Here is a 13,122-nt window from a genome sequence, read left to right on the forward strand (position 1 = left end):
TCTCTGGAGCAAGGAAGGTTGGATTTTGGATTGGCGATGGAGAAACAATCAAAAATCTAAAATCTGTGGAGGTCTGGGATGAGGATACTGTGCCTCAGCAATGGTCATGGGGAGGACATTATTGCCGTCCGGATTTTACAAGAACTTCGGCAACATTCTCATTCTTTGGAACTAGCAGCCTTGCCATTGGTGGGTGATGGGCGAGCTTACGCTGAGTTAGATATCCCCATCATTGGCCCTGTGCAGACGATGCCCTCCGGTGGCTTTATCTATATGGATGGGCGTCAGCTGGTGCGAGATGTACAGGGCGGTTTACTACAGCTCACCCTAGCTCAGCACCGCGCGATCAGAAAGTGGGCGTCCCCAGGCAGAACCAAGGAGCGAGGTAGAGGGGTAATCCTGGCGGTGGGGGATATTGTCCCGCTGTTGTTTGCCTGGTTAAGCGGCGTTCCCTATGCTTTTGTGGGTACGGCTAAATCAGAATATTATTTGCGAGATGAAGCGGGGCCATTGCCACGCCGCGACCAACGAGGGCGCTGGGAAGGTTGGTCTGGGTCTGTTTACTTGCCTTGGGAACGTTGGCTGATGAGTCGGCGGCGTTGTAAGGCGGTGTTTCCCAGAGATGGACTGACAACTCAGATGTTACAGAAGTGGTCTATCCCGGCGTTTGATTTAGGGAACCCGATGATGGATGGTCTGGAACCACCCAGACCTAGGGCAATATTTTATTCGTCAAATGCTGAACAGGAAGAGATGAGGCGATCGCTAATTGTGACTCTTCTCCCCGGTTCTAGACCTCCAGAAGCTTACGCCAATTGGCAGCAAATTATGCAAGCTTGTGTGGGGTTAATGCAGGCGTTTGCACCCCGATCCGTCCTATTTCTGGGAGCGATCGCACTTGGGTTAAATTTAGACCCTTTGCGCCAAACTCTTGAAGCTCACGGTTGGCGAGAATCTAATGCACCGGCAGAAAGTACCTCACCGATTTCTGACCCAGAAGCACTGACTTTTACTAAAGAAAATGGCACTCTGATTCTGACTCAGCACGCTTATAACGATTGTTTAAATCAAGCAGATTTAGCGATCGCAATGGCTGGTACGGCAACCGAACAGTTTGTCGGATTGGGGAAACCTGCGATCGCGATTCCAGGCGTTGGCCCTCAGTTTACGCCCGCCTTTGCCGAAGCTCAATCTCGCCTGCTGGGACTATCCCTGATTTTGGTAGATCAACCAGCTAAAGTTGCCGGTGTTGTGCAATATTTATTACGCGATCCCGACCGGCTGCAACTGATTGTTGAAAATGGACGCCGCCGCATGGGAGAAGCAGGAGCCGCCGATCGGATTGCCGCTTGTGTGATGGAGCGCTTGTTGGGTTTTTACTTTTGAATTTAGGCTCAACTCATTGCTAATTGCCATCGGCAGTAGGGGAGCAAATTTGTTCCTCCCCTACTCTGATGGCGTAGCATTGTTGAAAGGAACGATTGCCCAATCCGTTTATTTAATTGAGTTGATGTCCAAACTATAATAGAGAATAGAGGATGAGGTTCTGTGAGAGTAGATTGCTTGACTTTAGCAAATAAATTTTAGGTTTGGGTTTCGCCCAGCTATTGATTAGAGAGGGATCAAAATCCATGTACAAGATAGGTGTATTGGATGATGATGAGAATTGGTGCTTGATCGTAGAGCGTTTTTTACGAAAAGATTTTGAAGTCCATATTTATAAAACAGTCTTTACATTTTTACAAGAAATAGAAGGTTACGATTTACTGATTATAGATTTTTCTCTTCCACCGGCTCCTTATGAAAAAGGTATGGATGGTTGCGAGATCATCAATCATATAAAAAATAATTTAATAAATCCTCCTTTATTAGTTTTAGCAACCGGATTTATTAGTGCCAACCAGTTAGAATTCGGTAGGGAAATTTGCCCAGAGGCGGATGCTTTTTTAGCTAAAGATGCAGGATTAGATACAATTTTGAATGAAATCAAACGACTGCTGGAGTCTAAAGATCGTGATGCATCCGATCGGGCGAACGCAAATCCACCCAGTTAGATGCTTCATGACTCTAAGCAACGCTAAATTTCCCGTTCGTATTAGCTTTATAAACTGCATTCTACCGGCGGGGAAAAGTGAAAAAGCGTGCTTAGATATTCTTGACCAACACTCCGAGTTCTCGCTGGATCGGCAGCACATCTAAAATATCGGTTTGAGAGCAATATTTCAGGTCTTCTTGACAGTCGAGGCGTAACAGCCGTTGACCGTGACTGGCGTTGTAAAACAGCTCTAGTAAATTATTCTGCCACTGCTGGTAAAGAGCGATCGCGGCAAATCCTTCATCATTACCTAATTCTAGCGACCCTTTTTCTTGTAAAGAGTGAGCGATCGCACCTGCACACACCGTATCCTCCAGGGAAAAACTGCCTTCCCAACCCGATCCCAGCAGCCAAACCGTCTCTGGCTGCTTGCTGAGAACGTACTCCACCACCGCTTGACGATTCACCAGCGCTGCTGCCAGAACCGCTGGAGCATTCTGCACGCGCTGTAGGGCGCGAGTGCCATTCGTGGTACTGATAAACAACCGCCGTCCCTGTACGCGCTCTGGAGTACAATCCAGGGGAGAATTGCCCAAATCGCAGCCAGACACTTTAGCACCACCGCGTTCTCCGGCACGCAACCGGAGATCGGCTTGCCACTGTTCGCTGACTTGCATCAAGGTTTCCATATCGCTGAAGACTTGGACAGCCTCAGCACCCGCATTCAGTGCGGTGGCGATAGTGGTAGTGGCGCGGAGTACATCGATCGCGATCGCGCACTCAGGTACGCTGTCGGAGGGCGTAAGTTCGGGCGTGTGGTAGACAAATAACTTCACAATTAAAGCTTTACCTGCAATCAAAACTATTGATTTAACATTTTAGGTAGCATTAGGTAGGAAAGCCTACCAATTTAGATTAAACTGCCGAAAGTCGTGCCAACGCATCCTTCATCGTGGGTGGTAACTGGCGCATAATCTTACCCTTCTCTCGATCTACTACCACTAACGTGACTTTGGCAGTGACGTACAACTCTTGTCCATCGGCAGATTGAATCTGATAATCCCAATTGATGCGGACGCCCTCGGTATCTGCCATGCGCGTCTTCAGCACAGCACTCATTCCCATCCGCAGGGGGCGGTGGTAGCGCACCGAAAGATCCACAACCGGCATATCGCATCCCAAGGCGACTAAATCTGCAAATTCGATGCCAATTGAGCGCAGGCATTCCACCCGCGCTTCCTCCATCCAGGCAATATATGAGCCATGCCAGACAATACCTGCATAGTCAGTATGGTGAGGTTGCGCTTTGACTGGGTATTCAAACCAGTTCTCCGTCGTAGCTGTTAGAGATACGCTTTCAATCGCGCCCGTAGGTGGCAGTGATGGCGAGGTTTGTGGTTCTTCTGACACGTTGCCTATCGTCCTCAGTACACCTAGAGGATTGTACCTCTAGACTGAGCGCGATCGCCTCCTGAGATCGTCAGATAACTCTTCTCCCTGATACCCATCAACAGCGACAGCCAGCCTGTACGCGATCAACCCGTTTCAACGAGTTGCGAGCTTTTAGCCCAAACTTTCGTTTAGGGCTTTAGTTCAGTGCGATTCGTCCGTAACGAGCGATCGCAAGCGTGGATCTCTTCCAGTAGCATAGAAATTTTACTGTCGCCAACCGTGATTTCCTCAGAAAGCATCTGGTTTTTGCCGATTCCCTACTGATGAAATTACCAATTTCTAAGCCAGCCATCTGCTAAACCGCTTGTGGAGGAGTCGTCCCATGCATCGTCGCGTCTATCACCTCAGCCTTGTCACTATCACCCTGCTTCTCTCCCTTCACCCTTCATCCTCCATCCTTCATCTTTTAGAAAGCGCTTTAGCACAGGCACCAACGTCTCAAGACCGGAAAACCGAAGCAGATCGACTTTTTCAACAAGGAGTACACCAATATCGCCACGGGCAATACCGAAAGGCAGTCGCTACCTATCAACGAGTGCTGGAGATACGCCAACAACTGAATGATAAAGCCGGAATTGCCCAAACCCTCAACAACATAAGCGAGGTTTACCTCGGTTTATCGCAACCTGACAAAGCCGAAGAAGTTTTGCCGCAAGCATTGACTATTCGTCAGGAACTCAAAGACCGCGCTGGAGAGGGAGAAACCCTGGATAACCTTAGCTCAGTTTACAACCGCAAAAACCAATATGACAAAGCCTTGAAAATTTTACAGCAAGCCTTAGCAATTCGTCTGGAAGTAAAAGACCGTGCTGGGGAAGCTAAGACACTCAGAAAGATAGGGGCGAACTACGCTGATTTAAAACAATATCCTAAAGCCTTAGAAACCTTAAACAAGCCCTAGCGATTCAGCAAGAAATCGGAGATAAATTTCAAGCCGGATTTACCCTGTCTGTAATAGCATCAACTTACTCCGATTTACAAGACTATCCCCGTGCCTTGGAATGGTACGAGAAAGCCTTAACCGCCCACCGAGAGGTAGGCAACCGCGCCTTGGAAGGCGTTACGCTACTGCAAATCGGGTTTGTTTATGTCTCCCAACATAAATATGACCAGGCTTTGGAAACTCGCCAGCAAGCACTACCTATATTTCGAGAATTAGGGTTGCGGTGGCACGAGTCCTTAGCGCTGTCGCAGATAGGCAACACTTACATCCTCAAAGACGACAAAGAACGTGCTGTGGAGTTTCTCCAACAATCATTGGCAGTTCAACGCGAAATTAATGACAGCACGTCCCAACTGCAAACCCTGGGGCTGATAATGCTGCTTGATGATTCTAAAGCACGTAATCTCTCCACAAAAGGATTACATTCTCAAGCCAGAACACAAGCAACCCGCGTGATTAAGTTAGCGCAGGAAGTTTTGACTTTTGCAAGAGAAGAGAAAAATCCTGAATGGGAAGCAGAGGCTTTGTCTAATTTGGGAAGTGCTTACCGAATTTTATATGACAACGACAAAGCAATCGAATTCTTGCAACAAGCAGTGAACATTGCTCGCCAAATTAAGGCATTACAGGCAGAATCAAATGCTTTGTCTGCTCTTGGCGTCATTTACTCTTTTCAAGGAGATGATCACAAAGTTATTGAGTTAAATAAGCGATGATTAGAAATTGCACGAGAACAAAAGGATACAGTGGGAGAAGTAAGTGGTTTAAACGGTCTTGGTAGCACCTATTATGTTTTAAGAAAAATTCAGAAAGGGATTGAATTATTCCAGCAAGCCTTAGCAAAGTCGCAAGAAATAAATTTTTATGAATTAGCTCCAATTCGACAAAAGGGTGCTTTGCAATTGCAGTCTAATGCACTAGCCGGGTTGAGTTTAGGTTATAGGAATCTAGGGGAATATGACACAGCCATTGAGTTTGCCAAGCAACGCTTAACATACGTGCAAACCCTCAACAAACCAGATTGGAAGGCAGAGGCGGTACTGAGTTTAGGCGAACTATACACAGATTTGCGGGATTTCCCCAAAGCTATTGAATCAACTCAGCAAGCCTTAACCATTGCACGGCAAATTAAAGACTCCAAACTAGAGACACAGGCGTTGCAACAACTGAGTCAAGCTTACACGAAACAGGGCAACCATCCCCAGGCGCTAGAGTCAGCAAACCAAGCATTGCAAATTGCCAAGCGTCTGGAAAACACCGATATAGAGCAGCGTATTTTGGATGAATTCAACGATATTTACAATAACCAAGGGAACTATCAAAAAGCGCTAGAATTTGCCCAACAACGCTTGATGCTGCTGCGACAAACTAACAAGGGTTCCTATGAAAACTCAGCTTTGTATAGTTTAAGCCGCAGTTTTCTTGCTTTGGGAGACACCCAAAAAGCAATTGAGGTAGCTAGCCAAGTTCTAGAAAACGCCCAACAACAACAAAATCCGGGTTGGGAACTGCAAGCTTTAGCAACGCTAGGGGAAGCATACACCTCTCAAGGAGAATTTGACCAAGCAATTGATGCAGGGCAAAAAAGTTTAGCTATTGCCCAAAAAATTAAAGACTTTCGCGGCGAAGCTTGGGCGGCTAGTGTATTAAGTCAGGCTTATCAAAAGCAGGGAGACTATCAAAAAGTAATTGCCGTCGCTGAACCCGGTTTGGTATCTGCACGCAAATACAAAAGGCGCGAACAGGAAGCAGAGTTGCTGATGAATTTGGGTGATGCTTACCAAGTTTTGGGAGAATACAGCAAAGGTAAGGAATTCATCGAACAAAGTTTGGCAATAGCACGAGAATTAAAAAATCCCGCTTTGGAATCAATGGCATTAGCTTATCTAGGTAATCTTTACAACAATAGCAACGAATTCCAAAAATCCCTAGAGTTGAATCAAAAAAGTTTAAAAATCGCTGACGAAATCAAAAGTCCTCCTGCCCAAGCTATCCCCCAATTTGAATTAGGCGATGTCTATTATAGCCTGGGAGATTACCCAAAAAGCCGCGACTATTACCAACAAGCACTTGCCACCATGCGGCAACTGAAAAACCGCCAAGGCGAAGGGGTGGCTTTATTGAATATCGCTTCTACCTACTTTGTCCGACGAGAACCACAAAAAACTGTAGAATTTGCTCAACAGGCGTTAGCAATTTTCCAAGAAATTAAAGTACCTGGATTAGAAGCGTTTGCCAATAAAATGCTGAGTACTGGTTACGGTGAGTTGGGCAATGATGCCACAGCAATGGAAACAGCTCAAACCTTTTTGGATTTTACTCGAAAAACCCAAAATTCCATTTGGGAAAAGCAAGCACTTACTCTTATTGGAAGTCTACATCGCAAATTCGGACGCAAAGAGCAAGCCATCGCCGCCTATCAACAAGCCTTAGCTATTACAACAGATAACCAAGTTACGGGTGGTGATGCTTACATATACGCCGGGTTAGCTCGCATTTACCGCGATTTAAATCAGCCTAACATTGCCATTGGCTACTACAAGCAATCCGTTAATAAAATCGAGGAAGTACGGCGCAATATCCAAGGTTTACCCCCAGAGTTACAGAAATCATTCTTGGAAGCTATCGTCGATTTTGACCGAGTTAAAATATCTGATATCTATCGCCAGTTAGCAGCCTTATTGCTCTCCCAAGGACGAGACAAAGAAGCACTGCAAGTACAACAACTGATGAGAGAACAGGAAATTCGAGAAGCTATTAGTCCTAGAGGTAATACGGGTGATAAGCCAAACATTCCACTCACTCCAACAGAGACAAAGATTCCTCCTCAAAGTGAGTCTATAATTGCCTTGGCAAGAGAAATTAATGAGTGTGAAAGCACTAAATGTAGTCAACTTAAAGAGCTTACGACTCGCCGCACCTCTCTGATCGTTGAATTTGACCAACAATTGCAAAAAATTGACCAAGAAATTCGCGCTAACCGTGCCAAAGATGACGCTTTCTTTGACCCTAACAAACTGGCAAAAGCTCAAGAAATTGTCGAAGCACAACCAGGCACGGTGATGATTTATCCCTTGGTGCTAGAAAATGAACTGTGGTTACAGCTATATGCCCAAGGGGGTGCGGTCAAAACCGTTAAAGTTAACGTCACAAGAGATGAATTAGGAAATGCAGTCAAAGAGTTTCGCGATTTAATGAATGAGTGCGAGAAGGTTGCTAATTGCGGTTCTGCTGAAGCTACCAAAGTGCAAGCAGTTAGCCTAAAACTTTATAACTGGCTAATGAAAGACTTAGAGGCGGAACTTCAAAATAAGAATAGCCAGGTGAAAAACTTAGTCTTTGCCCTCGATAGGGTGACGCGCTACATTCCCATGAGCGCCCTTTATGACGGGAAACAATATCTGATTGAAAAATACACAATCTACAATGTATTGACAGAAGATACGGACACCCGCGATAAACTACCTGTAGGTACTCAAAATAGCCCTGTTTTGGCAATGGGATTATCTGATGCTGTCCCTGGTTTCAGTCCTCTACCAAATGTGCCTGCCGAAATCGATGCCATTGTGCGTCAGGACACCAAAAATAATCATGGAATTTATCCAGGTCAAAAGTTCCTGAACCGCGCCTTTGACTTCGCAACCCTGCAAGACAATCTCAAAGGTTATAAAATTTTACACCTAGCGACTCATGGTGTATTTGTTCCTGATAGCGCCGATAAATCCTACATTCTTTTAGGAACCGGCGAACAACTCACTATTCCCCAGATAAAAACCTTAACCGGGTTAAGCAACATTCATTTGGTAGTGCTGTCAGCTTGCCAAACCGCCTTGGCTGGTCCTCGTCAAGACGGTATAGAAATTGCTAGTATGGCTTACCACTTCTTGAACCGGGGGGCAAAGGCGGTGATGGCTTCTCTGTGGCTCGTGGACGATGGCAGTACCAGTCTATTGATGCAACAATTTTACAAAAATTTAGCCAACAGCACCTCTGAAAAGCCGATGACCAAAGCCGAAGCGTTGCGCCAAGCTCAACTCAATCTGTTACAAGGTAATGTCTCAACAGCAGCCAATACCGAGCCTCGCGGTGGCATTCTTGTCGAACAAATACCTGACTCTCGACCGCCGATAACCCCTAGCAATGGCTCAGAATTTTCTCACCCCTATTATTGGGCACCCTTCATTTTGATTGGAAATGGACTTTAAAGAGTTTTGAGTTTTGAGTTAAGACAGTAACACCAATCTAGTTAAAAGTGATTATGCCTCACATTAAGCGCCGTCAGTTTTTGCAGTTTGCCGGATCTACTTTGGCAACGCTGGGTTTGAGCCAGCTGGATATTATGCAGCAAGGCGATCGCTTTGCTCGTGCGATCGCTCAAGGGACGCCTCGGAAGCTTGCCTTGCTGGTGGGGATTAATGCCTATCCAACAGCACCGTTGCGAGGATGCATCACCGATGTCGATTTGCAGCAGCAACTGCTGATTCACCGATTTGGCTTTCACCCGAAAGACATTCTGATCGTGACCGATCAACAAGCGACTCGCAAAGGCATTTTGGACGCCTTTGAAGAACACCTAATTAAACAAGCGAAGTCCGGGGATGTCGTGGTGTTTCACTACTCCGGGCACGGTTCTCAGGTCGCTGACCCCGACTGCGACTTCAAAGACCCGACAGGGAAGTGTCTCAATAGTACCTTTGTGCCCATCGATAGTTCGCTCCCTACCGGATTTCCCGGTGAAAGAGGCGTTGTAGAAGACATCATGGGGCACACTTTATTTTTACTGATGGACGCCCTGAAGACAGAGAACGTCACTGCGGTGCTAGATAGCTGTCACTCAGGTGGCGGCAAAAGGGGGAATTTAGTCGTGCGATCGCGTGATGGTGGCGCTCAACTTCAACCAGTTCCCGCCGAAATAGAATATCAGCAGCAATGGCTAAAGCGCCTGAATCTCTCACCCGCTGAATTTGTGCGCCGCCGCCGCGAGGGTGTCGCCAAAGGGGTCGTCATTGCCTCAGCCAAGCGCGACCAGTTTGCCGCTGACACCCCCTTCAGCGACTTTTATGCCGGTGCCTTTACTTATTTAATGACTCAATATCTGTGGCAACAAACCGGCAGCGAATCTTTCGCCAGCGCCCTCCCCAATATTGGTCGTAACATCACACGAATGTCATCTCGTCAAGATCCAGAATTTGAGGCGAAACCAGGCAGCAGTAATCTCAAGCAACCCATTTACTTTATTGGTCAACAAACGCCTCCAGCGGAAGCTGTAATCACTAAAGTAGAGGGCAACCAAGCTCAATTATGGCTGGGGGGACTCAACCCCCAAAGTCTCGTAGCCTTCGATCAAGATGCCATCCTGACCGTAGTAGACTCCCAAGGGCGCGAACAAGGAGTCGTGCAGTTAGAATCTCGTCAAGGCTTAATCGGACGCGGCAAATTGTTAAATACTGCCAAACCCGGATCGCTGTTGCAGGAACGCACTCGCGGAATTCCCAGTGATGTAACTTTAAAAATTGGTCTTGACCCCTCTTTAGGCAACGACACCGCGCCAGCGAAACAAGCTTTACAAGCGATCAAGCGCCTTGAAGCTCTACCTTTACAACAGCAAGAGGTGCAATACATCTTTGGAAGGATGAACAGTGGCGGCAGTTTAGGTTTATTTTCTCCAGCGATGGAGCCGATTCCTGGCTCCTTTGGTGCTGCCGGTGAAACCGTAGCCGATGCTGTCAATCGCCTGCAAGCCAAACTGAAGTCCTTACTCGCAGCCAGGATTGTCAAACTCACTCTGAATACCAATTCATCGCGCCTAAAGGTCACTGCTTCGATGAATCGAGCCGGTCAAAATGAAATTCTTGCCAGCGCCTTCACCGTTCGTGGTATCGGTCAAGGGACTTCTTCCAATAATCCTTCGCAGAATCTTCCCTCGGATGATCGCAAGTTACCGCTCGGAACGTCGGTGCAGTTCCAGATTACCAACAATGAGCCGCGCGACCTCTATTTCAGCGTCCTAGTAATTGACCCAACTGGAGAAATATCAGCGATCTTTCCGAATCAATGGACGGCGACCGATGATGTTACGCAGGTGAGGGCTGGGCAGACACTACAAATTCCTGGGGCTAACGATCAATTTAACCTCATCACCCAAGAACCCAAAGGAGTCGCAGAAGTCCTGATTGTTGCCAGTAGCACGCCCCTGCGAAAAGCCCTGCAAGCACTGCGAAACCTGGCACCACGGGATAAAAGAGGCCCCGTATCTCTTTCGGAGCCAACTCAAGTGGTCGGCGATTTGCTCGATGACCTCGCGGAAGGCACGCGCGGCACCTCTGGAACCTCACCCCAAGGCGTGAGCAACGTGGATACAACTCAGATGGCGGCGATGTCGATTACCTTTGAAGTTATTTGACCGTTCCGGCGATAACAGAAGGCAGTATCTTGAGAACCGATCCACTTGGGGTGTGGAGGTTGAGTGCTTCAGTCCTGAAAATACTGCTAAAGACGGAAATCTACTATTTAAACTAGCCCCATCGCAGAGACCGTGATACCTTTAGAAATAATGTAAATATCCTGCAATAATTGGGAGCAACCAAAAACGTCTTGCTTCGATACTGCTGTAGACAACTCGATATCCATAAAGGTCGAGTGCAAAGATTACAGTAATTTAGGATACAATTCTCTAATGAGAATCGCCCATCAGTATCGATTGCGCCCAACTCAGCAGCAGTTAGTTACAATGAAGGAGTGGATAGGAGCGCTCAGATGGCAGTACAATTATCGGTTGACTGAACGCTTTAACTGGTGGGAGCAAAATGGTTGCAACACCAACTGCTATTGCCAAAGCAGTTGTTCAATCGCATCACTTAAAGATAAGCCAGATTCTTGCAGCCAAAAGCGCAAATTTAAAAAAACAAACCCTTTATTTCCAGCCGATAAAAGACTTTTTTTTCAGCTATTACAAAACTGCGTTGAGCAGGTGGCAATCCCTCGATACAATAGGAAAGCCCAGAAGCGGATTGAGCGGTTACAGCGTCGGTTGTCTCGCCAGAAACAGGGCAGTAAGCGTCGAGTTAAAGCTGTCCAGCAGATTGAATTGTCACCGTTAAATGTTGCTTCCCAGCGTCAAGATTTTTCCCAACAAGTTGCCAACTGGCTATTGAAACAATTAATGGTCGTTGCCGATCGAGATTTGATCAATAATAAACTCGCCGGGAGCAAATTGGCAAAGTTTGTTACGGGTGCTGGATGGGAACAATTCTTGTCTATCTTGGCGCTCATCGGTGCTGGGAAGAAGCGCTATTCGGCGTTTAAATGGTTGATAGCAGGAAGGCGTTTCTATGGGCTGATACATCCATCTGGCACGATTCAAGAAGATTCTAGCTGTGAGGCGGAATTTTCCAAGACGCAGGCTGACAGATGGTTTTTCTATTCTGATGACGGATTGGCTCTTAATCGAGATGAAAACGTTTTCAGGAAAATGAAGAAAAAGGCGGCGGTCATCCCATCAGGCTGTCGGGTTGGGGTAGACCAAAAGGCTCTCGCTGAAACGAGAATCCAAATAAGCCGTAAGGTTGATTGGGAGAATCTGTCACCGAAGATCGGGTTTAGTGCGAGCAGCCCCATCGGGCATACGCTTTGCGATCGCAATTTTTGTTTAAAGATATTGAGTCTGGAGGTATTTTTCCATGTCTATCCGTTTGTATGTAGGCAATTTGCCCAAAGAAGAAGTAGACCGTCAGGAGTTACAAGCCATCTTTGGGGACATGAGCGATTCTGTTTCCACCAAGGTGATTAAAGACCGGAAAACCGGCAAATGTCGGGGTTTTGCTTTTGTAACCGTGAAGACGGATGAACTAGCTGATGAAATTATTGAAAAGTTCAACGGTCAGATGTTCCAAGACAGCCCTTTAAAAATAGAAAAGGCATTGCCAAGAGCTAAGGGTGAAGGAGAAGAAGAACCTCGCCCAGCAGCGCCAGCTCCTATCAAGGAAAGCAACAAAGCTGCTGGCGGTGGCGGTGGCGGTGGCGGTAGCGCTCCCGCTCCCACTCCCACCGGGGGTGGTCGTCGTGGCGGCAGTAACAAGAAGTCGCGACGCTCTGAAGGGTCAACATCTAATGAATCAGATACCTTTCAACCAGATCCCCGCTGGGCTGGCGAATTGGCGAAGCTGAAAGAACTGTTGGCTGCTCAAAGCAATTAGTCATTAGTCATTAGTCATTAGTCAAAGGCTAATGACTAATGACTAATGACTAACGACAAACAGCTAATTACTCAAAGGTACTTGCAACCAGTCTTGTAGGTAGCAGCGTAGCTGCTTGGCAAATTCTGGTCGCTGGTTAAATCGTTCGGTGCGAACGGGCTTGCGATCTTGATCGAGAGTCCAGCCATAATCACTGCTTAGACGCAATTTGCCTTGCCAGTCTGCTACTGAGACAATCAGCTGACTTGCAGGGCTGTTGTCTATCTCTAGAACCCGAAATACGTAGTTAAACGTATTCTGGCTGGCTGCGGCAATTGTAGAAGGCTGACCGTATTTGAGGTCGAGGCGCTCTAGCACTTGTTCTATTAAGCCCGGTTGCTCCACTTCCTCCAAAGTTTTTACGGCTAAGGTTAGTGCAAAATAAAATTCTTCGACTGGGATAAATTCAAGCTGCATAGATAAGAGTCAGTTGTAACAGGAAAGCATCTTAGCAGCAT

The 13,122-nt window shown here is 46.9% G+C and carries 11 protein-coding genes and 1 pseudogene; 9 read left to right on the plus strand and 3 right to left on the minus strand.

All coding sequences use genetic code 11. From position 1 onward, the window contains the following. Nucleotides 1-78: 78 nt before the first annotated feature. Both AC2VDX_RS18985 and AC2VDX_RS18990 read left to right on the plus strand, forming a co-directional pair. Nucleotides 79-1,386 (plus strand): lipid-A-disaccharide synthase-related protein, encoded by a 1,308-nt coding sequence (locus AC2VDX_RS18985; RefSeq protein WP_378174033.1) that lies wholly within the window; start codon nt 79-81, stop codon nt 1,384-1,386. A 245-nt stretch (nt 1,387-1,631) separates the two neighbouring features. Then, complete coding sequence (locus tag AC2VDX_RS18990) at nt 1,632-2,054, plus strand: response regulator transcription factor (protein WP_378174030.1); 423 nt, start codon at nt 1,632-1,634, stop codon at nt 2,052-2,054. A 91-nt stretch (nt 2,055-2,145) separates the two neighbouring features. Here the strand turns inward: AC2VDX_RS18990 and AC2VDX_RS18995 are convergent, their stop codons facing one another. Both AC2VDX_RS18995 and AC2VDX_RS19000 read right to left on the minus strand, forming a co-directional pair. After that, entirely contained in the window at nt 2,146-2,871 is a 726-nt protein-coding gene (locus AC2VDX_RS18995) for a 2-phosphosulfolactate phosphatase family protein (protein ID WP_378174090.1), read from the minus strand. Between the two features lie 79 nt (nt 2,872-2,950). Beyond that, complete coding sequence (locus tag AC2VDX_RS19000) at nt 2,951-3,445, minus strand: acyl-CoA thioesterase (RefSeq protein ID WP_378174028.1); 495 nt, start codon at nt 3,443-3,445, stop codon at nt 2,951-2,953. Nucleotides 3,446-3,809: 364 nt separating this feature from the next. Here AC2VDX_RS19000 and AC2VDX_RS19005 point away from each other — a divergent pair, with 364 nt between their 5' ends. The 7 genes and pseudogenes from AC2VDX_RS19005 to AC2VDX_RS19035 all read left to right on the plus strand — a co-directional run bounded on the left by AC2VDX_RS19005 (nt 3,810) and on the right by AC2VDX_RS19035 (nt 12,625). Beyond that, complete coding sequence (locus tag AC2VDX_RS19005) at nt 3,810-4,388, plus strand: tetratricopeptide repeat protein (RefSeq protein ID WP_378174025.1); 579 nt, start codon at nt 3,810-3,812, stop codon at nt 4,386-4,388. A gap of 53 nt (nt 4,389-4,441) precedes the next feature. Beyond that, nucleotides 4,442-5,146 carry a tetratricopeptide repeat protein gene (locus AC2VDX_RS19010; protein WP_486928227.1) on the plus strand — a complete coding sequence of 235 codons (705 nt, stop codon included), beginning with the start codon at nt 4,442-4,444 and terminating at the stop codon, nt 5,144-5,146. A 30-nt stretch (nt 5,147-5,176) separates the two neighbouring features. After that, on the plus strand, nt 5,177-8,635 hold the full coding sequence (locus AC2VDX_RS19015; protein WP_378174022.1) for a CHAT domain-containing protein: 3,459 nt from the start codon (nt 5,177-5,179) through the stop codon (nt 8,633-8,635). Between the two features lie 53 nt (nt 8,636-8,688). Next, nucleotides 8,689-10,833 (plus strand): caspase family protein, encoded by a 2,145-nt coding sequence (locus AC2VDX_RS19020; protein WP_378174020.1) that lies wholly within the window; start codon nt 8,689-8,691, stop codon nt 10,831-10,833. 273 nt (nt 10,834-11,106) lie between these two features. Then, nucleotides 11,107-11,229 (plus strand): annotated as a pseudogene (locus AC2VDX_RS19025) (helix-turn-helix domain-containing protein); the annotation flags it as partial. Nucleotides 11,230-11,400: 171 nt separating this feature from the next. After that, entirely contained in the window at nt 11,401-12,219 is an 819-nt protein-coding gene (locus tag AC2VDX_RS19030) for a nuclease/transposase family protein (RefSeq protein ID WP_486928228.1), read from the plus strand. Then, the gene (locus AC2VDX_RS19035) at nt 12,110-12,625 is read left to right on the plus strand and encodes an RNA recognition motif domain-containing protein (protein ID WP_378174014.1); all 516 of its coding nucleotides are present in this window, start codon (nt 12,110-12,112) and stop codon (nt 12,623-12,625) included. Before AC2VDX_RS19030 ends, AC2VDX_RS19035 begins: the two co-directional genes overlap by 110 nt. A gap of 63 nt (nt 12,626-12,688) precedes the next feature. Here the strand turns inward: AC2VDX_RS19035 and AC2VDX_RS19040 are convergent, their stop codons facing one another. Next, nucleotides 12,689-13,081, minus strand: a complete 393-nt coding sequence (locus AC2VDX_RS19040; RefSeq protein WP_378174011.1) for a hypothetical protein — start codon at nt 13,079-13,081, stop codon at nt 12,689-12,691. Nucleotides 13,082-13,122 lie beyond the last annotated feature (41 nt).

This window comes from Coleofasciculus sp. H7-1, assembly GCF_057473865.1.